Genomic DNA, 26251 nt, shown 5'->3' with positions numbered 1-26251 from the left:
CCAACACGGAAGGCGGAGCGCGGTGTCACAGCCCAAGACGTACTTCACGGAACACTCGGTCCCGGTCGCCGCACCGGCCGACGTCACCTACGACCTGATCGCCGATGTCACCGGCTGGCCGCTGCTGTTCGCGCCCACCGTCCACGCCGAGCGCGTGTCGGGCGGGGACGAGGAGGAGCGGATCCGGCTGTGGGCGATGGCGGGCGGCGAGGTGCGGACCTGGACCTCGCACCGCCGGCTGGACCGGGCCGCCCGCACGGTCACGTTCCGCCAGGAGGTCTCGCAGCCCCCGGTGGCCGCCATGGGCGGCGAGTGGCGGATCACCTCGCAGCCCGACGGCACCTGCACCGTGGACCTGCTCCACGACTTCGCCGCCGTCGACGACGATCCCGAGGGCCTGGACTGGATCGAGCGGGCCGTCGACCGCAACAGCAGGGCGGAGCTGGCCGCGCTGAAGACGGCGGCCGAGAACCACCGGCAGACCCCCGATCTCGTACTGACCTTCGAGGACAGTGTGGACATCGCCGGGCCGGCCGCCGAGGTCTACTCCTTCATCGAGCGCAGCGACCTGTGGCCCGAGCGGCTCCCGCACGTCTCGCGCCTCGAACTCACCGAGGCCGTCCCCGGGCTGCAGTTGATGACCATGGACACCCGGGCCCCCGACGGCACGGTGCACACGACGGAGTCCGCCCGGGTCTGCTTCGCGGAGATCCCCCGGATCGTCTACAAGCAGACCCGCGTCCCGCAGGTCCTGACGGGCCACACCGGCGCCTGGAGCTTCCTGCCGACCGAAGGGGGCGTGCGCGCCACCTCCCGGCACACGGTGGCCGTCAACCCGCGCACCGTGACGGACGTACTCGGCGCCGGAGCCACGATCGCCGACGCGCGCGAGGCCGTGCGCACCGCGCTGGGCGCCAACAGCCTGGCCACCCTGAACCTCGCCAAGGCTCATGTGGAGGGTGGCGACCGTGCCTGAACGCGCCCTGCCGGACGGCTCCCTGGACGGGCTGCTGACCGAGGCGGCCGCCCGGTTCGGGGACCGCACGGCGATCCGTACGACCGTCCCCGGGGCTGCGTCGCCGAGCTTCCGGGAGCTGGACGCGGCGGCCACCCGGTGCGCCGCCGCCGTGCAGGGGCTGATCGGGACGGACGGCGGGAGCGTGGCGCTGGCATCGCCGCTGGACCCGGCGTTCGCCGTGGCCTTCCACGGCATCGTGCGCAGCGGCCATGCCGTCGTGCCGGTCAACCCCCTGCTCAGGGCGGACGAGTTGTGCCATCTGCTGGGCACCGCCCGGGCCCGGCTGGCCGTCGTCACCCCGCAGATCCTGGAGGAACTGCGGTCCGTACGGGTCCGGTTGCCGGACCTGGCCGAGGTGCTCGTGCTCGGCGAGGAGTGGCCCGAGGGGACCCCGGCCGCGGCCGGGCAGCCCGACGGCATCGCGTGTCTGCACTTCACCAGCGGCACGACGGGCGCGCCGAAGGCAGCCGTCCTCACCCACCGCAACCTGCTCGTCAACGCGGCACAGACCGCGGCGGCCCATCGGCTCGACAGTGACGCGGTGGTCCTCAACCACCTGCCCAAGTACCACCTGATGCACCTGAACTCGGCGCTGAGCGCCGGCGCGACGCAGGTCCTCTGCGCCGAGCCCGACTCGGTCGACGCGGTACGAGCGGCGAACCGGCACCGGGCGACGCACTTCTACAGCATCCCGATGCGGCTGACCCGGCTGGCGGCCGACGAACGGCTGCCGCAGCTCGGCTTCGACACCGTGCGGATGATCGCCTCCGGCGGTTCCGCGCTGCCGCCGCGCTCCGCCGAGGCGCTCCGCCGCCACTTCGGCGTCCCGGTCTTCCAGGGGTACGGGCTGGCGGAGACCTCGCCGCTGACGCACAGCGACGGCCCCGACCGGCCACGGCCCGGTTCGGTCGGGCCGCCGGTGGAGGGCACCGAGTGCCGCGTCGTCGACATCGACACCGGCGCGGTGCTGCCCGCCGGCTCGCGCGGCGAGGTGCAGGTGCGCGGTCCGCAGGTGATGCGCGGCTATCTGAGCGGGCCGTCGCCGGTGGACGCCGAGGGCTGGCTGGCCACCGGTGACGTCGGGGTGCGCGACGAGGACGGCTACCTCTTCCTGGTGGACCGGATCAAGGACGTCTTCAAATGCGACAACTACCTGGTCTCGCCGACGGAGGTGGAGAAGGCCCTGCGCGCCCACCCGGCGGTCCGGGACTGCGTGGTCGTCGACCTTCCCGACCCGTACAGCGGGGCGGTCGCGGGCGCCTTCCTCGTCCTCGCCGATCCGGCCGCCGACACCTCCGGGGTCCTCGCGCAGGTGAACGCGGGGCTCCCCTACTACCAGCGCGTACGTCACGCCGAGCGCACGGACGCGATCCCGCGCGCGGCGGGCGGCAAGATCCGGCGCGCAGAACTGCGCGCGGAACTCATCGAACGGCGGACCTCGGTCCCGCCTCGTCAGGGAGGCAACACAGTGTCGGACTCCGTCGAGCAGGTCGTGGCGATCACGAAGTTCACGGTCAGGGCAGAACCCGCCGAGTTCGAGCAGGCGTTCAAGGAGCACGCGGAGTTCATGCGCGGGCGTCCGGGATTCCAGCGGGCCCAGATGATCCGCTCCGCGCGCACCCCCGAGGTGTACGTCAACGTGGGCTACTGGACGGACAGCGCCTCCTACCTCGCGGTGCTCCGGACCGACGAGTTCCGCGGCCACCTGGGCCTGTTCGCCAAACTCGCGGACGTGGAGCCGCTGATGGGCCCCGTCCTGTTCACCCTCGAACCGGGCCAGGCGTGAACGCGCCGGTCAGCGGCGGCACGCTGGGTCTGGAGGGCCGGGTCTCGCTGGTGACCGGCGCGACCCGGGGGCTGGGCCTCGCGGTCGCGCGCAAGCTGTGCGCCTGCGGAGGCGACGTGGTGCTGGGCTACGGCAGCGGTGAGGAGGACGCGAGCAGGGCGCTGCGCTCGCTCGAAGGGCTCAAGGGCAGCGCGTCCCTGGTGCGCGCCGACCTGCGGGACCCGGGCGCCGTGCCCCGGATGCTGCAGACCGTGCGGGAGCGGTTCGGGCGCCTGGACGTGCTGGTGCACAACGCCGCGACCTGGACGCCCATGGCGGCGACGGCCGCCGACCGCGGGGCCCTGCACGGTGACATCGCCACGGCGCTGGACCCGCTGCTGGAGGCGGCCGCCCTGCTGCCCGAGCTGATGGGCCCCGGCGGCCGGGTCGTCGCCGTCTCCAGCACCGGGGCGCACCAGGTGGTCCCGGGGTACGTGAGCCTCGGCCTCGCCAAGGCGGCGCTGGAGTCCCTGGTGCGCTATCTGGCCGTGGAGCTCAGCGAGCACGGCATCGCCGTCAACGCGGTGTCCACCGCCAAGCTGGACAAGGGGCCCGGCACGGTGAACGGTCCGGCCGCGGCCGCGCTGGCCGCCCGCACCCCGGCGGGGCGGTTGACGGTGCCGTCCGACGTCGCCGACGTGGTCGCCCTGCTGTGCACGGACGAGGCGGCCTGGCTGCGCGGCCAGGTCCTCACGGCGGACGGCGGCCTCGGCCTCCGCAGCTGACCGACACGGCCGGGAACCGTCCCGGCCGTACCGTCGCCTCCCGCCCGCACAACCGCCCCGGGCCGGGGCCCGCCCGGACCCGGGCAGGTCCCGGCGTCGCGCCGGACGAGCCGCGGCGGGCGTCGCGGTCGCGGTCCCGCGCCGACCGGCGCGGGGCGGGTCGCCGGGGCGCACGCAAAGGAGCACGCGCAGCCTCTGCGGGCCGGAGCCCGCGGACGCAGGCGGGGCCGCGGTCGACGGACGCGGGCGGGCACGCGGGCCGCGGCGCGGCGGCCGGCCCGCGCACGCCGTTGTGCGCGTCGCACGTTCTCGGACCCCTGTCCGTTCCCCGGCCCGAGTGCCGCAGGAGCGGACAGGGGTCTCAGCCTTTCTCGCGCATCCGTTCGTACCAGGCGAGGCACTCCTCGTACGTGGGCAGCAGCCCGGCCCGCGCCGCCTGCGCCACCGTGGGCGCGCAGGCGTCCTTCGCCGACATGATCGGGGCGCCCTTCGTCCCCCAGGGCAGGTCGAGTTCGGGATCCAGCGGGTTGATGTCGAGCTGGGTGCCCGGCACGTGGGCGGTGGAACAGAGATAGCCCACGCAGGCATCGTCCGTCAGCGCCACGAATCCGTGCCCGAGACCCTCCGGCACGAAGACGGACGTGCCCTCCTGCTCGCTCAGCCGGGTCACGTGGTGGACCCCGAAGGTCGGCGACCCCAGCCGGATGTCCACGACGATGTCCAGGACCGCGCCCCGGTGGCAGGTGACGATCTTCGCCTGACCGGGCGGCAGCAGCACGCTGTGGATTCCCCGGAGCGCCCCGCGCCGTGACACCGAATAGTTGACCTGTCTCGGCGTGAAGCGACGGCCGGTCACCGCCGCCACCTCCGACTCCTTGAACGACTCGTAGAAGCTGCCGCGCGAGTCGTGCAGGGGACGTGGGCGCAGCAGAAATCCCCCGGGCACTGTCAACGGATTGATCTCCATGGCCGCGAAGTTACGGACGTCCCTTTGAGGATCGGACAAGACCGGGGCGCGCTGCCCCCGGTTCCTCGAGGACGGCTCGAAGCCGTCCGGGCAGCATCTGCGGGCAGGAGCGCGGGAAGGCGAGGGCGATGACGTACGACGGACACGGACACGGACAGCAACGGCGGGTGAGGCTCGGCCTATTGGGCTGCGCGGACATCGCGTGGCGGCGCACCCTGCCGGCCGCCGCCGCCGAGCCCCTCGTCGAACTGGTGGCGGTGGCCAGCCGCGACCAGGACAAGGCGAGACGGTTCGCCGAACGCTTCGCGGGCGCGCCGGTGGACGGCTACCGGGCGCTGCTCGCGCGCGACGATGTCGACGCCGTGTACATTCCGCTGCCCGCCGGGCTGCACGCCCGGTGGATCGAAGCGGCCCTGCGGGCCGGCAAGCACGTTCTGGCGGAGAAGCCGCTGACCACGGACGCCGCGACCACGCAGCGGCTGGTGGAGTTGGCGCGCTCGCGCGGACTGCTGCTCATGGAGAACTTCATGTTCACCTATCACGCGCAGCACGAGGCGGTACGCAAGCTCGTCGCGGACGGAGCGATCGGCGAACTGCGGGCGTTCTTCGGCGCGTTCACGATTCCCGAACTGCCGGCCGACGACATCCGGCACCAGCCGCTGCTCGGCGGCGGCGCGCTGCTCGACGTCGCGGGCTATCCGGTGCGGGCCGCGGAACTCTTCCTCGGCGACGGCCTGGAGGTGGTCGGCGCGGTCCTGCGCCACTCCCCGGAGCGGGGGGTGGACCTGGGCGGTGCCGCCCTGCTGCGCACCGCGTCCGGAGTGAGTGCCCAGGTCACCTTCGGGATGGCGAACAGCTACCGGTCGTCGTACGAACTCTGGGGCAGCACGGGACGCATCGGCGTGCACCGCGCGTTCACCCCGCCCGCGGACCACCAGCCGGTGATCCGGATCGAGCGGGACACCGGCACGCAGGACATCACCCTGCCGGCCGACGACCAATTCGCCCGCGTGGTAAGGGCGTTCGCGTGCGGGGTCCTCGACGGAAAGGTGCCCCCCGACGGAACTGGGCACGGTACGGATGACATCGTGAAACATGCGCGGCTGATCGACGACATTCGGCGGCTCGCCACCTGACCCCTCCGGTCCGCCCGACCCGCGGACCGGTCACCGCCCGACCGACCATCCCCTGGAGGTCCTGCCATGCGCATCCTGTTCACCGCGTACGCCGCGCGGCCGCACTTCTATCCCATGGCGCCGCTCGCCTGGGCCTGCCTGAACGCCGGTCACGAGGTCCGGTTCGCCAGCACCCCGTCCCTGATGGACACCGTCAACGAGTCGGGGCTGCCCGGCGTCTCGGTCGGCGAGGACATCGACGCCGATTCCTGGTACCGGCGCGGCACGTTCGTCCCCAAGCCGGCCGACCCGGACGAGCCGGAGATCAACGCCTGGATGCGCGTCACCGACCAGCTCGCCGAGAAGCAGTTCAGCGTCTGCGAACACATGGTCGACGGACTGGTGGACTACTGCCGCAAGTGGCGGCCCGACCTCATCGTGCACGACCCGGTGACCTTCGCGGGACCGGTCGCCGGCGCGGTCCTGGGCTTACCCACCGTCAGCCACCTCTACGGCCTCGCCCGGCTGCTGCGGCTGGACATCAAGGACTGGGTGGGCACCGAGCACCGCCAGGGCTATCTGGACCTGTTCGACCGCTGGGGCGTCGAGCCGCTGCTGGACCCCGACGCGTGGATCGACCCGTGCCCGCCCGGGCTGCGCTGGCCGGGACAGCACGAGATCAACCGCGTCCAGATGCGCTACATCCCCTACAACGGCCCCGGCGTCGCACCGTCCTGGCTGCTGGAGCCGCCGTCCCGCCCCCGGGTGGTGGTCACCTGGGGCACCTCGCAGCAGAAGAAACTGGGAGTGGGCATCATCGAGCTCTTCGGGCGGATCGCGCGCAGCGCCGCCTCGCTCGACGTCGAGGTGGTCCTCACGGTCGGCGCGATGGACCCCGAGCACCGCGGCCACCTGGGCGAGCTGCCGGACAACGTACGCGCCGTCGACTGGCTGCCGCTGAGCGCACTCGTCCAGAGCAGCCAGGCCATCGTGCACACCGGCGGCACGGGCGTGATGATGACCTCCGCGGCTTATGGCGTACCGCAGTTGGGCATCACCAAGATCCCCGAGGGCCGGTTCAACGTGGAACGGCTGGTCGCCGTGGGCGCGGGCCGCCATCTGCCGCAGGACGAGGTCGACGCGCCCTCGGTGCGGGACCACCTTTCCGCGCTGCTGGAGGACGCCTCCCACCGGGACGCGGCGGGGGCGCTGCGCCAGGAGATCGAGGAGCAGCCGCTGCCCGCCTCGGTGGTCCCCGCGCTGGAAGAGATCGTCGCCAAGGCGGAGGCCGCGAAATGAGCGTCGTACAGGCCGGGGCGCCGGAGCTGCGCCCGCCCGCACACCGGCTCGACCGACGGGTCGTGCGCTACTGGACCCTCCGGGCGGGCGGCGGCTGGCTGCTGCTGCTCGTGGCACAGAGCGTCTGGCTGCTCCTCGCACACGACGGACGGCGCGACGCGCACCTGGTCGCGCTGCTCGTCACCGCGGTCGTGGGCGTCGCGCACACCTGCGTCATGCCGTCCTGGCGCTACCGGGTGCACCGCTGGGAAGCGACCCCGGACGCCCTCTTCACCCAGACCGGCTGGCTGGTGGAGGACCGCCGGATCGCGCCCGTCTCGCGCATCCAGACCGTCGACACCACGCGCGGCCCACTGGAGCAGGTCCTCGGCCTCACCAACGTCACGGTCACGACGGCCTCCGCGGCGGGCCCGCTGATCATCCAGGGCCTCGACCACACCACGGCCTCGGAGCTGGTGGCGGAGCTGACCCGACTGGCCCAGGACACGGAAGACGATGCCACGTGAGCGCCGCCGCGACGTCCGCAGACGAAGAGACCCCGTGGCGTCGGCTGCACCCCCGGATGCTCCTCGTGCATCCGCTGCACGAGCTCGTCCGGGCCCTGCCCCTGCTGGTGGCCACCCTGGTCGTCGGCGTCAGCACCGGCGAGGGCGGACTGTGGTCGCTGGTGGCCTCGGCCGGCGCCGTGCTGCTCGGTCCGCTGCGCTGGTACACCACCCAGTACCGGATCACCCCGAAGCAGGTGCAGCTGCGCCGCGGACTGGTGCAGCGTCAGGTGACCGCGGTGCCCCGGGAGCGGGTGCGCAGCATCGACGTCACCGCGCATCTGCTGCACCGGATGCTGGGTCTGGCCCGTGTCGAGATCGGCACCGGCAGCAACGAGCGCGGCGCCGAGGGACGGCTGAAGCTGGACGCGCTGCGAGCGGCGGACGCCGACCGGGTGCGGGCCGAGCTGTTCCGTACGGACATGGACGGGCCCCGGGCCCGTGAGCTCGCGGCGTTCCAGCCGGCGTGGCTGCGGTACGCGCCCCTCAACGTCGGGGGTCCCGTGCTGCTCGGACTGCTCGCCGTGCTGCTGAACGAAGTGCACCTGGAGCCCTGGGACACGGCGCCCGCGCACGCCCTGGCCGACCAGCTGCGCGGCGCGCATCCGTGGACCGGTGTGCTGGAGGCTGTTCTGGTGGCCGTCGTGTGCACCACCACGGCGTCGACGTTGTTCTACGCCGTGATGTTCGGCAACTTCCGGCTGTCCCGGCTGCCCGACGGCGCCCTGCAGACCGCGCACGGGCTGCTCACCACCCGCACCGTCACCGTGGAGGAGCGGCGGATCCGCGGGGTCGAGATCGGCGAGACCCTCCCGGTGCGCGCGCTGGGCGGCGCCCGGTGCGTCGCCGTCACCACGGGGCTGCGGCCCGGACGGGGCGGCGGGACGCTGCTGGTGCCGTCCGCGCCCGTCGCCGAGGTGCGACGGCTGGCCGGCGAGGCGCTGGGCGACGCCGGCCCGGTCGAGTGCGCGCTGACCCCCCATCCGCGCAAGGCCCTGCGGCGGCGGATCGTCCGCGCCGTGACGGTGGGCGTGGCGGTGGCGGCGCTGTTCGCGGCGGCGGTCCGCTGGTCGTCGCTGCCGGTGTGGCCGTGGCCCGCGGTGGCGGCGGTGCTCCCGGTCGCCGTGCTGGTGGCCTTCGACGCCTATCGCTCGCTCGGCCACGCTCAGGCCGGCCCTTATCTCGTGGGGCGGTCGGGCGTCCTGGTCCGGCGCCGCTGGGCGCTGTCGCGCCAGGGCGTCGTCGGGCTGCGGCTGCGCCGGTCGTTCTTCCAGCGGCGGGCTGGGCTCGTGACGTTCATCGCCACCACGGCCGCGGGCCGCCGCCGGTACACGCTGCCCGACCTGGACGTCGCCGAGGCGGTGCGGATCGCCCGGGAGGTGACTCCGGGACTGCTCGACCCCTTCCTGACACCGGCCGCGGCGGCGACCGGTGCCGTGGGTGACGAGGCGCTGCCTCACGCCAGGTCGGCGAGGAGCGGCACGAGGTCCGCCGGGGAGGGCTGAGCGGCGATCTCCTCGGCGAGGACCCGCGCGTGGCCACGGCAACCGGACCTGCCGGCCCCGGCCACCGCGTGGTCCGCGCCTGCACCGGCGCGTGTGCCTGCGTCGGCGCGTGTGTCCGCGCCGGCGCTCGTGGCTGCGTCGGCGCTCGTGGCTGCGTCGGCGTCTTCGCCCTCGTCCTCGCTTTCGCCCTCGCCGAGGAGGGCGTCGAGCGCCGAGCGCAGGGCCAGGTGATCGGTCTGGGCCGCGCCCTGGAGGGCGCGGCCCACGCCACGCCCGACCAGGCCCGCGGCGCAGTCCGCGAGGGCGGGGTGCGGCGGCGGGAGCAGCAGTTGCGGGACGCCGCGGGCGCAGGCCGTCATCGCGGTGCCGGTCCCGCCGTGGTGGACCACCGCGTCGCAGGTGGCCAACAGCGCGTCCAGCGGGGCGTGCGCGACGATCCGGAACCGGTCGGGCGCCGGTCGCAGCAGCGGCTGCACCGCCTCGGGCACGGTCAGCACCACGTCCAGGTCCGCCCGGGGCCGCAGCGCCTCGACGACCGCGTCGAAGCGGGCCGCCAGATCACCGCCCTCGATGAAGTCCGCTCCCGACATCGCCGCCTTGCTGCCGAACAGGCCGAACGTCACGCAGACCCGGGGCCACGGCGGCTTGGTGCGCGCCCAGGACGGCAGCTGCTGAGGGCCGTTGTACGGGACGAAGCGGACGGACTCGACCGCGGTCGAGGTGTCGAGGCGCAGGCTGGGCGGGCACGGGTCCACGGTGAGCACGGGAGCCGGGATCCCGTCGGCGGCGCCGAGGGCGGCCGCCGCCTCGGCGAGCACCACGCGGGCGCGGGTGATCGCCTCGGCGCTCATGGAGTCCGGGCCGCCCCAGCGCTGCACGACCACCGGCACACCGGTCACCGCGCCGACGACCAGTCCCGTGAACTCGATCGGGTCGCACAGGATCAGGTCGGGACGCCACTGCCGGGCCACCGCGAGAAAGGCGTCGACGACCCGGCCGACGCGCACCTGCCACGGGTGCCCCCCGGCGGGCCAGACCCGCCCGGCGAACGACTGCCGCTGCGCCTCGGTGAGCACCCGCTCCATCCGGGGCAGCCCCGGGTCCGGCCCGTCGGCGGGGACGCCCGCCGGGCCCGTGTCAGCGCCGGTACCGGCCGCCGCGGGCGCCTGTGTCAGTTCGGCGGCGGGCAGCCCGGCCCGGCGGGCGGCCCGCGCCACCTCCGCGCGTCCCACGACCAGGACCTCGTGCCCCGCCGCGCGGGCTGCCCAGGCCGTCGGGACCATGCAGAGCAGATGGCTCGGCGCGAGGGCGGTGACCAGGAGCCTCATCGGTCACCGGACCCGGCCGCGAGCGCCTCCAGTTCGGGTACGAGCCCGGCGGGCGCCGGCAGCGCGGCCATCTCGTCGGCGACCTTGCGGGCGCCCGCCGCGTACGAACCGTTCTCCAGCAGGTCGCGCACCGCGTCCCGGACCTGCCCGGGATCGTCCTGGGCCGCGGGATCGGTGAGCTCGCGTGCCACACAGCGGTCGCGCAGCCGGGCGGCCCACAGCGACTCGTTGCCGATCTGCGGCAGCACCAGCTGGGGCAGGCCGAATGCGCACGCCGTCAGGGCCGTGCCCGTACCGCCGTGGTGGACGACGGCGGCACAGGACGCGAGGAAGAGGTTGAGCGGAACGGGTTCGACGACGCGGGTGGCGGGGCCCACCGGTCCCAACTCGGCGTGGTAGCGCGCCGGGAGGGTCACGATCGTCTCGACGCCCTCGATCGCCTCAAGTCCGTCGACCACGCTGCGGAACAGCGGGATGCCGTTGAGCGAGGCGGTCAGTCCGCCCAGGCTCACCACCACCCGGCCGGGCCCGGCGGGTTCGGTGACCCACGGGGGCAGCGTGCCCGCTCCGTTGTACGGGACGTAGCGCACGGCCCGGGTGGGGGGCCCGGCGTCCGTCGCGCCGGTGCCGCGCACCGAGGGCGGGCAGGAGTCCAGGACGAGGCTGGGGCCGGGGAGTTCGCAGGCCAGACCGAGGCGTGCGAACCGTGCGCCCAGGAGAGTCCTCGCCATGGCCGTCGGCTCGTCGGCGAGCGGCTCGATGTCCCAGCGGTGGTGGACGACGGGAACGCCGAGCACACCGCCGACCAGCAGCGCGCTGAACTCCATGGGGTCGCTGACGACCAGTTCCGGCCGCCACTCGGCGGCGAACTCCAGGTACTGCTTCATCAGATACCGGGTGTGCATCAGCCACGGCATGACGAGGGTGAACGGGGTCTGGTCCGACACCTGCGCCCGGCCCGCCTGGTTGGGCCGCTTCCCGGCGGGGAGCCTGGCCGTGAGCGCTTCCACGGCGTCGTACAGATCCCCGATCTCGACGGCCGGCAGTCCGGCGGCGAGCGCGGGCGCCACGATGTCGGGCTGTCCGGCGACCAGCACCTCGTGGCCGGCCGTACGCAGGGCCCACGCCAGGGGGACCATCGGCATGAAATGGCTGGCCACCGGTGTGGCCATGATCAGCACCCGCATGGGGCCTCCTCGTGGGGATGGAGGGCGGTTCCCTCCGCGCGGTGGATTCCCCGGGGAGTATCCGGGCTCCTGTTCAACGCACGTTCAAGGAGGCGCGGGGGTGTCCGCCGCCCTTCGATCCCGTCTCGAACGGCGTGTGGCGGGATGGGACGCATGGTTGATCGAGTGCGGCCTCTGTACTACCTGGTCTCCCCCGCGGGAATTCCCAACTACGGCGACGAACTGATCGCTCTGACCTGGCTGCGCCATCTCGCCGAGGTGGCCCCGGACGCCGATGTGGTCGTGGACTGCATCGGGCCGGAGGCGGCCGAGGCGCGCATGCGCGGTACGCATCCGCGCGTGCGGTTCCTCAACTCGCTGTGGCAGCTGTGCGTACGCAACTGGTCGCCGGACCCGGCCCGGACCGCCGAGGCCGTCGCGGCGGCCGTGCGCGATCCCGGCCCCTACCCCGAACAGGCCCCCGGAGTGGCCCTGTTGCGCCGGGCCGAAGTGGTGCATCTGCTCGGCGGCGGGTTCATCAACGCCATCTGGGCGCCGTTCGCCGGACTGCTGGCGGGCATCACGACCGCCGTCGGGCTGTCCGGCGGGCGGGCCGCCATGACCGGCCAGGGGCTGTGGCCGCCGGCCGAGGGGGCGAGCCGGCTGATCAGGTCGCTCGCGGACGCCTTCGCCGTCGTGGACGTACGGGACGCGGCTTCGGCTGAACTCCTCGCCGCCGGACCGTCGTCGCTGAGCTGCGACGACGTGTTCCTCGGGCTCGGGCCCCAGCTGTACGCGGGCGCCGACGACGTACCGGATGTGATGGTGAGCGTGCAGTCGCTGCTCGCCGCCGGTGATCCGGCCGAGCTGCTGTCGTTCGTCGCCAAGGTGGTGGACGCGTGGGGCGCGGACCGGGTCGGTCTGCTGGAGTGCGCGCCCGACCAGGACCGGGAGGTCCTCGACGCGGCCCGGCGCGTGCTGCCCGGGGCCCGCAGCTACGCGATGGCCGACGTACTCGCGGACGGCCTGCCGGTGCGGCCGGGGCAGGCGTGGCTGACGACCCGGTTCCACCCGCATCTGGTGGCGGCCGCGGGCGGCGCGTCCGGTGTGGCGCTGGACATCCGGCCCGACTACTACGGCACCAAGCACCGCTCACTGACCGACGGCGGGTCACACTGGCGGCTGATCGGCGACTTCGACCTGCCGGAGCGGCCGGCGGACGGCGGCTACCCACCGCAGACGGTGCGCCGGCTGCGCACCGCCAAGCGTGCGGTCGCGGACCGCGTCTACACCGGGCGCTGAGGGCGCGCCGCCGGGGCGGACACGACGGCGGGGCCGGCCTCCTGCGAGGCCGGCCCCGCTGTCGTGCCGTCCGCCGCTCAGCCGTCCGCCGTGTCCGCCGACGGGCCCAGGGGCGCCGCCCCGGTCAGCTCTGCCATGACCTCGCTCGGCGCCGGCGCCGCGGCCGTCTCCGCGCGCAGTCGCTCCGCGGCCGTGCGCAGGGCGGGGTCGTCGAGGAGGGCGGCGAGGGCGCCGCGGATCTGCGCGGGCCCTGCGGTCAGCCCCTCCAGCGGGACGACCGCGCCGGTCGCCGCGAGCCGCCTGCTGAACACGATCTGGTCGCTCGCCAGCGCGAGCGCCAGCTGCGGCACTCCCGCCACCGCCGCGTTCATCAGGCAGTTGTCGCTGCCGTGATGGACGACGACGTCCGAGGCGGCCAGCAGCAGGTGCAGCGGGAAGTTCTCGAGGACCCGCACCCCGTCGGGGAGCGTGCCGAGCGCCCGTACCTGCTCGGCCGCGGCGGTGAGGACGACGTCCGCGCCGAGCCCGGCCGCCGCGGTGACCGCCTCGCGCAGCGCGGGCACGTCCATCCCGTAGAGCCCGCTGGCCGAACGGCCCCACACCACGCACACCCGGGGCCGCCGGCGCGGTGCGAGCGTCCAGCCGGGCAGCGCGCCGGGCCCGTTGTACGGCACGAACCGCACGGGCATCCGGGCGGCCTTTCCCAGCGGGGGCACGGCCGAGTCCGGCGAAGGGTCGATCACCCGGGTGATGGACTCCCGGTCCCAGTACGGCACCCCCGGCCTGGACATGTTGTTGACCAGGTCGCGCAGGGCGAGGTCGAGGCCCAGTTCCTCGTCGAGGGTGCCGAACAGGCCGGGCGCGCAGTACACGCTCGGCACGCCCAGCTCATCGGCGACCAGGGCGCCCTCCTCGGCCAGCACGTCATGGCAGACCAGGTCGGGGCGCCAGGCGCGGGCGAACTGCGCCGTGCGCCGATGGCTCTCGCCCACGGCGGCGCCGTACTCGACACCGAACTCCTTCTGGGCCGCCGTCACGTCGAACTCGTCCAGCCGTCCCACCCGCTCCGCGGTGACCGGGTGGAGCGGCAGCCCGGGGAGGGTGACCTTCCCCTCCACGACGTTGGCGTACAGATGGAGCCGCGCCATGTACATCATGTCGGGGCTCTCCATGACGGGCACCGGCACCAGCCCGGCCCGTCCGATCGTCTCCGCCTGCTGCGGGGCGCAGACGACCCGGACCTCGTGTCCGGCCGCCTGCGCGGCCCAGCCGAGCGGGATCATGCAGAAGTAATGGCCTGCCCAGTTCGAGGTGGTGAACAGCAACCGCATCGTCGCCTCCGGCGTCGAGAAGGGGATCGTGGTCAGCGGCGCCGGGCGATGCCACGGATGGCCAGGGGCGCGAACACCAGCGCCACCACCAGTGAGGAGAGCAGGGTGTAGGTGACCGGCCGGGCGACGGGGCCGCCCAGCAGCAGCCCGCGCTCCGCGGCCGCCAGCCAGGTGACCGGGTTCACCTTGACGAACGCCTGGAGCCAGCCGGGCATCGTGTCGGTACGGGCGAACGCGCCGCTGATGAAGGTCAGCGGGATCGTGCAGAGGAAGGAGAGCATCTGCACGGTCTCCGCGGACTTCACCGACAGGCCGATGGCCATCGCCAGCCAGGCCATGCCGAAGGAGAAGGCCGCCAGCAGCAGCGCTGCGTAGCCCAGGTGCCACCAGTGCGTGTGGATCCGGAAGCCGAGCGAGAAGCCCACGATCAGCACCAGGACGAGGGCCCACATCTGGAGCACCAGGTCGCCGCAGTAGCGGGCGATCAGCGGGGCGAGCCGGGAGACCGGCATGGAACGGAACCGGTCGAAGACGCCGCGCGCCACGTCGCCGAAGAGCGCGGGCGCACTGCTCATGGTCGCGAACACCGCGTTGTAGCCGAGCACTCCGGGCACCTCGTACTGGAGGTAGGAGTGGGAGGAGCCGGCCATCTGTCCGCCGTAGATGTACGTGGAGAGCAGCAGGAACAGAATGGGCTGGATGCCCAGCAGGAACAGCGGCTCCGGGTTGTGGCGGATCTGGGTGAGGATGCGCCAGGTGAGCGCGGCCGTGTGCCGGTACATCCGGACCGGGGTCATGCGGCGGACCGCCACGGGGCCGGCGGGGCCGGCGGGGCCGATCACGGACGGGTGGGTCAGGGTGTCGCTCATGCGGCGCTCTCCTCGTGGTGCGCGGCCGGGCCGGTGCCCTGCGCGGTGTCCTGCGCCTGCGGGTCGCCCGCCTCCGGGGCGCCGGTCTGCTCCTCGCCGGTGTCCGCCGAGTCCGCGGGCTTGCCGACGATGGCGAGGAACGCCTCGTCCAGGCTGGGCTTGCGCAGACCGACCTCGTCCAGCCGCAGTCCCGCCTCCTCCAGCCGCCGCAGGACGGTGGACATCAGTGCTCCGTCGGCCGACGGGACGACGACGGCGCCGTCCTCCTCCATGGCCTCGGGCACGACGGCGCGCACGGCGCCGACCATCGCCGCCAGCTCCTCCGGATCGTCCGGCCGGATCACCAGGGTGCGGTCGCCGACGCGCGCCTTGAGCGCGCCGGCGGTGCCCCGGGCCGCGACCTGGCCCTTGTCGATCACGATGAGGTCGTCGGCCAGGCGGTCCGCCTCCTCCATGTACTGGGTGGTGAGGAGGACCGCGGTGCCCTCCTTGGCCAACTGGCGTACCGCGCGCCAGAGTTCGATGCGGCTCTTGGGGTCGAGTCCGGTGGTGGGCTCGTCCAGGAAGAGCACCCGCGGCCGTCCCACCAGGCTCGCCGCGAGGTCGAGGCGGCGGCGCATGCCGCCGGAGTAGGTGCGCACCGTGCGCCGGGCGGCGTCGCTGAGGCTGAACGCCTCCAGCAGCTCGGCGGCCCGCCGCCGGGAGTCCGGCCGGCTCATCTCCAGCAGCCGGGCGATCAGCACGAGGTTCTCGGCGCCCGTGAGGTTCTCGTCGACCGCCGCGTACTGTCCGGTGAGCGCGATGAGCTGGCGCACCCGGGAGGCTTCGCGGACCACGTCGAAGCCGCCGATGAGGGCCCGTCCCGCGTCCGGCTTGAGCAGGGTCGCCAGGATGCGTACGGCCGTGGTCTTCCCGGCGCCGTTGGGACCGAGCAGTCCGAGCACCTGCCCCTCGCGCACCTGCAGGTCGATGCCCGCGAGGGCCGTCACGTCGCCGAAGCGCTTGGCCAGCCCCTCGGCGAGCAGTGCCTCCGTCATGATGTTCCCTTCGTCGTCTTCGGTCCTCGCCGCTGGTGCCGCTCGGGCCTTGCGGTCCGGATGGTCGATCCGGTCACTGACACGGCGCTGACACGGCCCTGAGACGGTCCCCCGGATCCGCCGGCCGGGCCTCGGCGGGCGCGGCGAGCACCTGGGCGAGCACGCCGGCGAGGGTGCGGCCGGGGTGTGGGTCCGTGTCGTGCGGTGCCCGCCAGCAGACGAACCCGTCCGGCCGCACCAGCACGGCGCCGCTGTCCGACACCCCGTGCGCCGCGGCCCAGCCGCCCGTCGCGTCGCACAGGGCGGCGCCCATGCGGTGCACCTGTACGTCCAGCGCGGCGTCGAGCCCGCGCGCCGCTTCGGCCCACCGGCCGCCCCGCTGCCCGCACAGCAGCACGAACCTGCCCCGGTAGAGGTCGAGCGTGGAGAGCCGTTCCCCGGCGAGGAGCACCGGATGGTGCGGGGCCCGGCTGCCCGGAGTCCCGTCGAACTCCATGGACATCGCCGGGAGTTCGGCCCCCTCCTCTTCCGTCACCACGGCGGCCGAGCGGTAGCGGTGTCCCAGGACGGCGGCGAGGGGATGGGGGGCGGGGTCCTGCGAGCGTCCTCCTGAGCGCCGGCTCAGCTGCTGGCGCACCGACTGTTCCCCGGCTGCCAGCGCGACCGGGCGGCGCTCCTGCTCGTAGGTGTCGAGCAGCGCGGGCCCCGCGGTGCCGCGCAGCACGGCCGCCAGCTTCCAGGCCAGGTTGTGCGCGTCCTGGATGCCGGTGTTCCCGCCCAGGCCGCCGGCGGGGGCCATCACATGCGCCGCGTCGCCTGCGAGCAGCACCCGGCCCCGCCGGTAGGCGTCCGCGGTCCACGAGGCCAGCTCCCAGGTCTGCACCACGGCGCCCGGCCCGTCGCGGTCGTGCAGCAGGTCCGGTTCCAGACCGGGCACGCCGGTCGCCGCCCGCACCAGCTCCGCACAGCGGCCGGGCGTGAAGTCCTCGGCCCGCTCGCCCTGTTCGGGCCGGTAGGGGACCATCAGGACCCAGTTCTCCGGGTGGTCGAGCCGGGTCAGCATGGTGTGCGCGACGGGCTGGTCGAGATAGCAGAGGGCGAGACGGCGGCCGCGCAGCGGGACCGAGAGGTCGGCCCGGAAGGGGATGTTGGCGTAGTGGGCGATGCTGCCCACCCCGCTCGTCGCGATGGCGAGCGCGCCGCGCACCGGCGAGCGGTGGCCGTCCGCGGCGACCAGATAGCGGGCCCGCACCGTGGACGGGGCGTCCGTCGTCAGATCGCGCAGCCGGACGGTGACCGAGGCGCCGTCCTGCTCGAAGGAGTCGAGGCGGGTGGCGAACCGCAGGTCGGCGCCGCGCCGTTCGGCGTCCGCCCGCAACACCGGCTCGACCTCGTTCTGGTCGATCATCAGGGGTTCGGCCGGGCTGATCGCGGTGAACGCCTCGGTCGCCGGCCGGGCGGCCCGGAAGCGCTCCTGCCCGGCGAGGGTCTCGGCCCGCGCGATCTCCGGGAACCCGTACAGCACCGACCGCGGTGCGCGGCGCAGCGCCTGTTCGACCCCGGTGGCGCGCAGCACCTCCATGGAACGCAGGTTCAGTCCGCGGCCGCGCGGCAGCCTCGACGGCTCCCGGCGCTGTTCGACCAGAAGGGTGTCCACTCCCTGGTCGGCGAGGAAGACCGCGAGCGACAGGCCCACCAGCCCACCGCCCGCGATCACCACTTCGACTTCGCTGTCCATGCTGCTTCCCGTCACGTGAGTGGCCTGGGCCAGCAGCGTGACGGTCGTGCTTCGAACGTGCTTCGAAGCGGCGCCGCAAGCATGTGCTCGCCGCTCAGCCGACGGAAGGTAGTCATGACGCACTCCACACCGCCCAGCATCGACACCAGGCAGCTGCACGACATCGCCCGCGGTTACGTGAAGACCGCGCTGCTGCGCACCGCCTTCGAGCTGCGCCTGTTCGACCCGCTCGCGGACGGTCCGCGGACCGCCGCCGAGCTGGCCGCGGACAAGGACGTCCACCCCCGCGGCATGCGCATCCTGCTCGACGCGCTGGCCGCGATCGGCCTGCTGCACAACGTGGACGACACCTACGCGCTGCCGGACGGCGGCCACTCGCTGCTCGTCAGCAGCGGTTCGCAATTCTTCGGCGGAGCCGTGCGGCTCGGTGCGAGCGACTGGGAGTGGGACGCGCAGAAGCATCTGATCGACGCGGTACGGCACGGCGGGACCGTCGCCGAGACCCACGCCCTGACCCCGCAGTTCGACTACTGGGAGGAGTTCGCCACGAACACCTCCTGGTTCAACAACGGCGCGGCCGAGCTGATGGCCGACCAGCTGGTGCCCTGGGCCAGGGACCGCGAGTCGGTGGACGTGCTGGACATCGCGTGCAGCCACGGCTCATACGGGTTCGCCTTCGCCCAGCGCGAGCCCCGGGCCACCATCACGGGCCTCGACTGGCCGAACGTCCTGGAGATCACCCGGCGCCACGCGGAGCGGCTCGGTCTCGCGGACCGCTTCAGAACCCTCTCCGGCGACATGTTCAAGACGCCGCTCGGGGGCCCGTACGACATCGTGATGCTCACCAACGTGCTGCACCACTTCTCACAGGAGGAGGCCACCGAGCTGCTCAAGCACGCGGCCACGGCGGTCAAGCCGGGCGGCCGGATCGCGGTGGTCGGCCACACCACCGACGAGGACGACACCCCGCACACCAACCCGCTGCCGTACATGTTCTCCGTGATCATGCTCGTGCAGACGCACGACGGGGAGACCCACTCGGTCGAGACCTACAAGCGGATGCTGACGGACGCCGGTTTCAGCAATCCCACCGACCACTCCGCCGAGAAGGCCATGCACCGGCTGTTCCTCGCCGACCGGCCCTGACGCGGAAAGGACAGCGCTCATGCCGCACACCGGCCCCGCCCCGGCGACCGCCCCGCGGCGGCCCGCCCGGGGGCCCGAAGCACTGCGCGGCGCCGCCCGCGCGGCCCGGTCCACGGTGTCCGGGCTCGCCCGGCTCGCCGACCGTGAACGGGTGCTGAGCCCGGAAGCCGTCCGGGCGATCACGCTGGCGGGGTTCCCCCGCCACTTCGTGCCCCGGCGGTTCGGCGGCGACGCCGGCACCTTCACCGAGTTCGTCGCGGGCGTCACCGAGGTCGCCGCGGGCTGCGCCGCCGCCGGGTGGTGCGCCTCGCTGTACGCCTCGCACGCCCGGCTGGCCGCCTATCTGCCCGCCCGCGGCCAGGCGGAGGTCTGGCGGGAGGGGCCCGACGCCCGGGTGTCCGCCGGGTTCGTCCCCGCGGGCACCGCCGCCCGGGCGCCCGGCGGCTGGGTGCTGAACGGCACCTGGAACTTCATCAGCGGAGTGGACTTCGCCGACTGGGTGCTGCTCGCGGCCTGGGAGCCCGAACCGGCGGAGCGCCGGCTGCGGTTCTTCGCCGTGCCGCGCGGAGTCTGCGAGGTGCGGGACACCTGGTTCACCGTCGGGCTGCGCGGCACGGGCAGCAAGGCCGTGGTGCTCGGCGAGGTCTTCGTCCCCGAGCACCGCACGTTCGCCCAGGCCGTGCTGCTGGCCGGTACGGCGCCCGAGGCCGAACCCGCCCGCTGCCACGCGGTGCCCTTCCGGCTCGTCAACGGACTCACCATGATCACCCCCGCCCTGGGGGCGGCCGACGGAGCCCTGCACGAGTGGAGCCGGTGGATCGCGTCGAGGACCGAGGTCCTCATGGGCCGCGCCGTGCCGTCCGCGGAGAAGGCCTCCGTGCAGTCGGCGCTGGCTCGTTCGTCGGCCGCGGTCGAGGCGGCCTCGCTGCTGATCGGACGCATCACCGCGACGGCGGACGCCGACGCCGAGGTCCCGGCCGACGCGGTGCCGCGCAGCCACCGCGACTACGCCGTCGTCGCCGAGTCCCTGACGGACGCGGTGGACCGGTTGCAGCGGGAGAGCGGGGCCCGCGGCCAGGCCGAGGGCAGCCCCGTGGAGCGCGCCTGGCGGGACGTCCACGCGGCGGCCGCGCACGCCGCCCTGCAATTCGACAGCAACGCCGCCGTGTACGCCCGGCACACGCTGGGGGCGTACCGGCCGAGCACCGAGGAGGAACCATCCCATGGCTGACCCGGCCCCGGGTGCGGCGCCCGCCATCCCCGCCGCGCTGCGCCTGCACACCCTCGCCTACAGCCTCGGCGTCACCGCGGCCGTCACCGCGGCGGCCCGGCTGGGGCTGGCCGACGCGCTCGGCGAGGAGCCGCTGTCCGTCGGCGCGCTCGCCACGGCGGTGGGCGCCGACGAGGAGGCACTCGGCCAGCTGCTGCGGGCGCTCGCCTGTCACGAGGTGTTCCGCGAGACCGAGGACGGCGGCTACACCCACACCGAGATGTCCCGGCTGCTGCGCACGGACGCACCGGCGGGCCGCAGGGCGATGGCCCTGCTGGCCGGGGCCCCGTTCGCCTGGCAGATCTGGTCCCGTCTCGACGAGGCGGTACGCAGCGGCCGGAGCGTGTTCCAGGACCTGTACGGCAAGCCCCTGTTCGCCTATCTCCACCAGGACGAACCGGAGCTGGGCGCGCTCTTCGACCGGGCCATGGCCAAGTCCGGCGAGACCACGGCGGCGGCCGTGGCGGAGGCGCTCGACCTGTCCGGCGCCGGCACGGTCGCCGACATCGGCGGGGGGCGCGGCACGCTGCTGCGGACGCTGCTGGACCGTCATTCCGCCCTGAACGGGGTGCTGTTCGACCTGCCGCAGGTGGTCGCCGACGCCGACCCGGCCCTGCGCAGGGGCGGTGAACTCGCCGACCGCTGCCGGCTGGTCGCCGGGGACTGCCATGTCGACGTCCCGGTCAAGGCCGACACGTATCTGCTCAAGGGCGTCGTGCACATGTGGAACGACGCCACCGCCGTCGCGGCTCTGCGCACTCTGGCCCGCAACGCCCCGCCCGGGTCCCGGGTCGTCCTGATCGAGCAGGTGCTCGACGCCACCGACACCCCCGAGATCGCCACCGTCATGAACCTGCTGATGCTCGTCAGCCAGGGCGGCCGCGAACGCACGCAGGGGGAGCTGCGCTCGGTGCTCACGCGCGCGGGGCTGGAGTTCTGCTCGATCACCCCGACCGCAAGCGTGGTGCATCTGGTCGAGGCGGTGGTGCCCGGGCCCTGACCGTCGCAGGGGTGTCAGGGCCCGGGCGGCGGTCCCTCGTCGCGGCCGGCCGGGGCCAGCACCGCGGTCAGCGCGTCGCGGTCGCCGGTGGCCACCGCGGCGGCGCCGCCGCGGTAGGCGCTGTCGAGGGCCGGCCCGCCCGCCAGCGCCTCACAGCGGGTCCGGACCCGGCGGGCGTCCGGATGGGTCCGGCCCGCCTCGCCGGTCAGTGCGTCACCGACGCCGAGCAGGGTCATCGCCCGCTCGGCGTCGCCGCGTTCCTGAGCGATGTCCGCCCCGAGCCGCGCCACCGCGGCGATCACCTTCGGGTCGCCGAGGAGCAGGGCGTACGTCGCCGCCTCCTGGTACCGCTCCCTCGCGCTGGCCAGGCGCCGGCCGGCCACATCGACATGGCCCTGCCCGCAGAGCGTCAGGGCGAGCTGCCCCACGTCGGGACGGGAGACGGCGCTCAACGACGCCATGCTCCGGCCGAGGACCGCCGAGGCGCCGGGCAGGTCGCCCTCCCAGCGGGCGACGTCGGCGAGGCCGCAGCACACCTGCGGCAGACAGCGGGTGATCCCCGCCCGTCGCGCCGTACGCAGCCCGAGCTCCAGCTCGCCCCGGCCGCCGGCCAGGTCGCCGGCCCGGGCGCGTTCACCGGCGAGCCTGGCCCGGATGGTGATCTGGTCCTCCACCGCACCGAGTTCCACGGCCAGTTGCAGGGCGTCCTCCAGCAGCTGCGCGGCTTCCTCTGCGCCTTCGAGGGTGGCGGCGATCTCCGCGAGGGCGCTGAGCGCCTGGATCTGCCCCCACCGCTCGCCGATGCTCCTGGCCTCGTGCAGCGCGGAGCGGTAGTGCTGCCGCGCCCGCGGCACGTCGCCCGCGCCCCCGTGGATGTGACCGCAGTTGAGATGTCCGCAGGCCCGGGTCCACGGATCCGCCTCGTGGGTCAGCCGCTCCATCGCCGCCAGCGCACCGGCCAGGTCCTGGTCCAGCATGCTCAGCATGGCCTGGAACGCGGCGAGTTCGGGCCGCTTGCGGGCGCCCTCGGGGCGGGTCCGTTCGGTCAGGTCCATCCACTGCCTGATCCGTGTCATCGCCTCGGCCACCCCCTGCGCGGAGGTGGCGGGGACCAGGGCCGACATGATGAGCACCAGGGCGCGTGCGTCGGGCGGGGCGTCACCCGGCGCGGCCAGGGCGCGGGCCGCCCAGTCCGCCGCCTCGACCTGCTGACCGCGCAGGAACCAGTACCAGCCGAGGGCCGCCACCAGCCGTACGGCGAGGCCCCCCTCCCCCGTCTCGACCGCCCACTGCAGCGCCGCCTGTACGTTGTCCTGCTCGGCGGCGAGCCGGGCCAGCCAGGTCACCTGGTCGGCGCCGAGCAGCTGCGGCTCGGCGGCCTCGGCCAGCTCCAGGAAGTACGCGGCGTGCGCGCGCCGCGTCATCTCGCCCTCAGCCGCGCCGAGCTGTTCCACGAGGTACTCACGAATGGTGCCGAGCATGCGGTACCGCACCCGCCCGTCGCTCTCGTCGACGAGAAGCAGCGACTTGTCCACCAGCGCGGTGACCAGGTCGACCACGTTCTCGGGCGGCAGACCCTCCGCGGCAGGGGCAGCGGGCGGCAGGCCCGCCACCGCGGACGCGTCGGCCGGCAGGCGCCTCCCCGCAGAAGCACCGGCCGACAGGCCCCCCGCCGCAGAGACGTCGGCCGCCGATCCCCCCGTCGCCGTCGCGTCGGCCGGCAGAGCCGCCGTCGCGCAGGCGCAGACCCGCTCCGCGGCGTCGAGCGTAGCCCCGCCCGAGAAGACGGCGAGCCGTCTGGCCAGGACCCGTTCCTCGGGGCTGAGCAGGTTCCAGCTCCAGCCGACGACGGCGTCGAGGGTGCGGTGCCGGTCGGGGCCGCCGCGCCGGTTGCCGGTGAGCAGCCGGAAGTGCTCCTCGAGGCGGTCGGCGATCTGCGCGGGCGACAGGGCCCGCAACCGCGCCGACGCCAGTTCGAGGGCGAGCGGCAGACCGTCGAGCCGACGGCAGATACGGGCCACGTCGCCCGCGTTCGCCTCGTCCACCACGAAGGAGGGGCGCACCTCCCGGGTCCGCTCGGCCAGCAGCCGCACGGCCGGGCTCGCCGTCACCTCGGGCAGCGCGGCGCCCACCGGCGGCGGCGCGAGCGGCCCCAGCGGCAGCACCCGCTCGCCCGCCACGGCGAGCGGTTCCCTGCTCGTGGCCAGCACGCGCACCTGCGGGCAGCTCGCGAGCAGGACGTCGATGTGCCGCGCCACGGCCTCCACCAGGTGCTCGCAGTTGTCGAACACCACGAGCATGCGGCGGCCGCCGACCAGGTCGGCGAGCCGCTCGTGCGTCCCGCGGCCGAGCGGGACCTGGCCGCCGAGCACCGCGGGGCCGCCCGGTTCAAGGGTGGCGAGGACGGCCTCCGCGACCCGCGCCGGGTCGCGGAGCGCGGCCAGGTCCACCCACCAGACCCCGTCCTCGAACCGGTCCGCCAGCAGCTGGGCCGCCTCGGTCGCGAGCCGGGTCTTGCCGATGCCGCCGGGCCCCGCCACGGTGACCAGCCGCTGCGAGGTGAACAGCTCGGCCAGCCGGGCCAGTTCGCCCTCCCGGCCGAGGAACCCGGTGAGCCGCGGGGGCACCCCGGTGCGCGGTGGGGGCTGCGGAGCCGGGCTCGCGCCCGGGGGCGCGGCGGACCGGGCGGCACCGGGCGCCGGCGTCCCGCGCAGGACCGCGAGGTGGACGCCCGCCAGCTCCGGGGAGGGATCGATGCCGAGCTCGGCGAGCGCGCCGCGGGTCTGCCCGTACGCCTCCAGCGCATCTGCCTGGCGCCCCACCGACCGCAGGGCCAGCATCAGCCGGGCGGCCCACCATTCGTCGGCCGGGTCGGCGTGGACGAGGCGCTCCAGCTCGGGCAGCGCCTCGGCGGCCCGGCCGAGGGCGAGATCGGCGTCGATCCGGCCGGCCAGGGCGGACCTGCGCAGCTCCCGGGCGTGCACGGCGGGCGCCTGGGTGAACAGGGCTCCCGCCGCTTCCGTGAACTCCTCGCCCCGCCACAGCTCCAGCGCCTGGCGGAGGGTGGCCGCCGCCAGATCGGGCCGGTCGGGCAGCTGCCCGCGACCGCGCGCCGTCAGCTTCTCGAACCGCCACAGGTCGACGGCCTCCGGCGCGACGTCCAGGGCGTATCCGGCCAGTGACGAGCTGACGGGCAGGTGGGGCGCCAGCCGGCGCAGCCGCGACACCAGGGCCTGGACCGCGTTGAGCGGATTGGCGGGCGGCGCGGAGCCCCACAGGTCCTCGATGAGGCGTTCCGTGGCGACCGGGCGGCCCCCGGCGAGGGCCAGCCGGATCACCAGCGAGCTCAGCCGGGCGCCGGGCAGCGCCACCGGATCGCCCTGCAGGTCACGGACCACCAGCGGGCCGAGGACCGCCACGCGGATGCCCGTCGCTTCCATGCCCGTCGTCCTCCCGCACTGACCCGGGTGGTGACACTACCGGATGCGCCGCAGGCTGCCCGGACGCCTCCGACCGTACTCGAATCGCCCTCGGCGACCGCTCGTTAGCTTCGGGCCGGACATCGCCCCGAGGAGAAGGTCAGCTGGATGCTCAAGTCTTCCGCGGAGTCCGATATCACGGCGTCCGGCTCCGCCCCGTCCCCCGTCGGTCCTGCGCACCGGATCGCTGTCTCCGCGCGGGCGGTGGACAGCCCGGTGATGCCGAACGCCCGTTTCGACGCCTGGTTCGCCGCCCGTCGCCGGCGCAGCGGCTTCCAGGTGACCCGTATCCCGTTCGCCCGGCTGACGGGCTGGGGGTTCGATCCGCGTACGGGTTCGCTGGTGCACGACAGCGGCCGGTTCTTCTCCGTCGAGGGGCTGCGGGTGGAGGGCGGCGAGGAGATCGGCTGCTGGGAACAGCCCATTCTGGTGCAGCGCGAGATCGGCGTCCTCGGCATCCTGGTCCGTGAGTTCGACGGCGTGCTGCACTTTCTGATGCAGGCCAAGATGGAGCCGGGCAACACGGGCGCGGTGCGGCTGTCCCCGACCGTGCAGGCCACCCGCAGCAACTACAGCGGGGTGCACAAGGGCCGCGCCATCCCGTACATCGACTATTTCGTACGGAGCGGGCCGCGCCGGATACTCGTCGACACCCTGCAGTCCGAGCGCGGCACCTGGTTCCTGCGCAAGCGCAACCGGCACATGGTCCTGGAGACCGGGGGGCCCGTCCCCGAGCACGAGGATTTCTGCTGGCTGACCCTCGGCCAGCTGCGCGCGCTGATGCGCCGGGACAACGTGCTGAGCATGGAGGCCTGTTCGGTTCTGGCGTGTCTGCCGGGCGGTGCGCCGGACGACGGCGGGCGGGCCCGGCACACGCTGCCCGAGGTGATCGGCATGCTGTCCGAGGTCAAGGCCCGCCACGAGGTGGCCCAGCACCGCCTGCCGCTGAGCGAGGCGGCGCCCTGGCTGCGGCTCGACGACGAGATCTCCCGGCCGGACGGCAGGTACTTCAAGGTGATCGCCGCCGAGGTGCACGCCGACAGCCGGGAGATCCTGCACTGGTCGCAGCCGCTGCTCGCGCCGGTCCCCGGCGGCCACGCGGCGCTGCTGACCCGGCGGTTCGACGGGGTGCGGCATGTGCTGCTGCACGCCCGGGTCGAGGCCGGCTCGCTGGACGTCGCGGAGTTCGGGCCGACCGTCCAGTGCACCCCGGACAACTACCGTGACCTGCCGCCGGAGCGCCGCCCGCGTTTCCTCGACCATGTCCTGTCCGCTCCGCGGGAGGCGGTCCTGTACGACGCCCTGCAGTCGGAGGAGGGGGCCCGTTTCCACCACGCGGAGGTCCGCTACCGGATCATCGACGTGGGCGAGGGACTCGCCGACGTGCCGGACGACTTCGTCTGGCTGACCGCCCGCCAGATCAGCCGTCTGCTGGAACACAGTTACTACCTGAACATGCAGGCGCGCACCTTCGTCGCGGTGCTGCACTCGTTGGACTGACGGTCGACGGACCGACCGTCGGCGGCCCCCGCACCGGACTCCGTGAAGGCGTCCGGTGCGGGGGCCGTCGTGGTGCGGGCCGTCGT

20 protein-coding genes are annotated in these 26251 nt (G+C 74.2%); 12 read left to right on the top strand and 8 right to left on the bottom strand.

Features of this window, described 5'->3' with window-relative positions; genetic code table 11:
• The first annotated feature begins 22 nt into the window (after window positions 1-22).
• The 3 genes from Sri02f_RS18230 to Sri02f_RS18220 are packed head-to-tail and all read left to right on the top strand — an operon-like array spanning window position 23 to window position 3568.
• The gene (locus Sri02f_RS18230; RefSeq protein WP_109002370.1) at window positions 23-976 is read left to right on the top strand and encodes an aromatase/cyclase; all 954 of its coding nucleotides are present in this window, start codon (window positions 23-25) and stop codon (window positions 974-976) included.
• Window positions 969-2804, top strand: coding sequence for an AMP-binding protein (locus Sri02f_RS18225; protein ID WP_245970666.1), 1836 nt, complete (start codon window positions 969-971; stop codon window positions 2802-2804). The genes Sri02f_RS18230 and Sri02f_RS18225 overlap by 8 nt, the downstream gene beginning before the upstream one ends.
• A complete protein-coding gene (locus tag Sri02f_RS18220) occupies window positions 2801-3568 on the top strand; it encodes an SDR family oxidoreductase (protein WP_109002368.1) in 768 nt (255 codons plus the stop codon). Before Sri02f_RS18225 ends, Sri02f_RS18220 begins: the two co-directional genes overlap by 4 nt.
• 361 nt (window positions 3569-3929) lie before the next feature.
• Here Sri02f_RS18220 and Sri02f_RS18215 read toward each other — a convergent pair whose 3' ends face one another.
• Complete coding sequence (locus Sri02f_RS18215; RefSeq protein WP_109002367.1) at window positions 3930-4535, bottom strand: dTDP-4-dehydrorhamnose 3,5-epimerase family protein; 606 nt, start codon at window positions 4533-4535, stop codon at window positions 3930-3932.
• A 128-nt stretch (window positions 4536-4663) separates the two neighbouring features.
• Here Sri02f_RS18215 and Sri02f_RS18210 point away from each other — a divergent pair, with 128 nt between their 5' ends.
• From Sri02f_RS18210 to Sri02f_RS18195, 4 genes are all read left to right on the top strand, one after another.
• Complete coding sequence (locus Sri02f_RS18210) at window positions 4664-5671, top strand: Gfo/Idh/MocA family protein (RefSeq protein ID WP_109002366.1); 1008 nt, start codon at window positions 4664-4666, stop codon at window positions 5669-5671.
• Window positions 5672-5737: 66 nt separating this feature from the next.
• The gene (locus tag Sri02f_RS18205; RefSeq protein ID WP_109002365.1) at window positions 5738-6949 is read left to right on the top strand and encodes a nucleotide disphospho-sugar-binding domain-containing protein; all 1212 of its coding nucleotides are present in this window, start codon (window positions 5738-5740) and stop codon (window positions 6947-6949) included.
• Entirely contained in the window at window positions 6946-7455 is a 510-nt protein-coding gene (locus Sri02f_RS18200) for a PH domain-containing protein (RefSeq protein WP_109002364.1), read from the top strand. Before Sri02f_RS18205 ends, Sri02f_RS18200 begins: the two co-directional genes overlap by 4 nt.
• Window positions 7452-8999, top strand: a complete 1548-nt coding sequence (locus Sri02f_RS18195; RefSeq protein WP_109002363.1) for a PH domain-containing protein — start codon at window positions 7452-7454, stop codon at window positions 8997-8999. The genes Sri02f_RS18200 and Sri02f_RS18195 overlap by 4 nt, the downstream gene beginning before the upstream one ends.
• On the opposite strand, the gene Sri02f_RS18190 is transcribed toward Sri02f_RS18195, so the two are convergent.
• Together Sri02f_RS18190 and Sri02f_RS18185 are read right to left on the bottom strand one after the other, a co-directional pair.
• A complete protein-coding gene (locus Sri02f_RS18190) occupies window positions 8951-10327 on the bottom strand; it encodes a nucleotide disphospho-sugar-binding domain-containing protein (RefSeq protein ID WP_109002362.1) in 1377 nt (458 codons plus the stop codon). The two genes, Sri02f_RS18195 and Sri02f_RS18190, sit on opposite strands and share 49 nt — an antisense overlap.
• A complete protein-coding gene (locus Sri02f_RS18185) occupies window positions 10324-11514 on the bottom strand; it encodes a nucleotide disphospho-sugar-binding domain-containing protein (RefSeq protein ID WP_109002361.1) in 1191 nt (396 codons plus the stop codon). The genes Sri02f_RS18190 and Sri02f_RS18185 overlap by 4 nt, the downstream gene beginning before the upstream one ends.
• A gap of 153 nt (window positions 11515-11667) precedes the next feature.
• Here Sri02f_RS18185 and Sri02f_RS18180 point away from each other — a divergent pair, with 153 nt between their 5' ends.
• Window positions 11668-12795: a polysaccharide pyruvyl transferase family protein gene (locus Sri02f_RS18180; RefSeq protein ID WP_109002360.1), complete on the top strand. Its 1128-nt coding sequence runs from the start codon at window positions 11668-11670 to the stop codon at window positions 12793-12795.
• Window positions 12796-12872: 77 nt separating this feature from the next.
• On the opposite strand, the gene Sri02f_RS18175 is transcribed toward Sri02f_RS18180, so the two are convergent.
• The 4 genes from Sri02f_RS18175 to Sri02f_RS18160 all read right to left on the bottom strand — a co-directional run bounded on the left by Sri02f_RS18175 (window position 12873) and on the right by Sri02f_RS18160 (window position 17770).
• A complete protein-coding gene (locus tag Sri02f_RS18175; RefSeq protein ID WP_109002359.1) occupies window positions 12873-14126 on the bottom strand; it encodes a nucleotide disphospho-sugar-binding domain-containing protein in 1254 nt (417 codons plus the stop codon).
• 32 nt (window positions 14127-14158) lie between these two features.
• Complete coding sequence (locus Sri02f_RS18170; protein WP_109002358.1) at window positions 14159-14995, bottom strand: ABC transporter permease; 837 nt, start codon at window positions 14993-14995, stop codon at window positions 14159-14161.
• Window positions 14992-16032 (bottom strand): ATP-binding cassette domain-containing protein, encoded by a 1041-nt coding sequence (locus tag Sri02f_RS18165; protein WP_109002357.1) that lies wholly within the window; start codon window positions 16030-16032, stop codon window positions 14992-14994. Before Sri02f_RS18165 ends, Sri02f_RS18170 begins: the two co-directional genes overlap by 4 nt.
• 73 nt (window positions 16033-16105) lie before the next feature.
• Window positions 16106-17770, bottom strand: coding sequence for an FAD-dependent monooxygenase (locus tag Sri02f_RS18160; RefSeq protein WP_109002356.1), 1665 nt, complete (start codon window positions 17768-17770; stop codon window positions 16106-16108).
• 114 nt (window positions 17771-17884) lie between these two features.
• On the opposite strand from Sri02f_RS18160, the gene Sri02f_RS18155 reads away from it, so the two are divergent.
• Genes Sri02f_RS18155 through Sri02f_RS18145 form a run of 3 tightly spaced genes read left to right on the top strand, consistent with a single transcriptional unit; the run spans window position 17885 to window position 21186 of the window.
• Window positions 17885-18916, top strand: coding sequence for a class I SAM-dependent methyltransferase (locus Sri02f_RS18155; protein ID WP_109002355.1), 1032 nt, complete (start codon window positions 17885-17887; stop codon window positions 18914-18916).
• 19 nt (window positions 18917-18935) lie between these two features.
• A complete protein-coding gene (locus Sri02f_RS18150; protein WP_109002354.1) occupies window positions 18936-20147 on the top strand; it encodes an acyl-CoA dehydrogenase family protein in 1212 nt (403 codons plus the stop codon).
• Window positions 20140-21186, top strand: coding sequence for a methyltransferase (locus Sri02f_RS18145; protein WP_109002353.1), 1047 nt, complete (start codon window positions 20140-20142; stop codon window positions 21184-21186). Before Sri02f_RS18150 ends, Sri02f_RS18145 begins: the two co-directional genes overlap by 8 nt.
• Window positions 21187-21200: 14 nt before the next feature.
• Here the strand turns inward: Sri02f_RS18145 and Sri02f_RS18140 are convergent, their stop codons facing one another.
• Window positions 21201-24626: an AfsR/SARP family transcriptional regulator gene (locus tag Sri02f_RS18140; protein ID WP_109002352.1), complete on the bottom strand. Its 3426-nt coding sequence runs from the start codon at window positions 24624-24626 to the stop codon at window positions 21201-21203.
• Between the two features lie 147 nt (window positions 24627-24773).
• On the opposite strand from Sri02f_RS18140, the gene Sri02f_RS18135 reads away from it, so the two are divergent.
• Window positions 24774-26165 carry an NDP-hexose 2,3-dehydratase family protein gene (locus Sri02f_RS18135; protein ID WP_109002351.1) on the top strand — a complete coding sequence of 464 codons (1392 nt, stop codon included), beginning with the start codon at window positions 24774-24776 and terminating at the stop codon, window positions 26163-26165.
• Window positions 26166-26251 lie beyond the last annotated feature (86 nt).

Source organism: Streptomyces rishiriensis, from assembly GCF_003112535.1.
Classification (GTDB): Bacteria; Actinomycetota; Actinomycetes; order Streptomycetales; family Streptomycetaceae; genus Streptomyces; species Streptomyces rishiriensis.
Note: the sequence above shows the minus strand (reverse complement) of the source record. Positions and strands in the feature narration are given on the sequence as shown.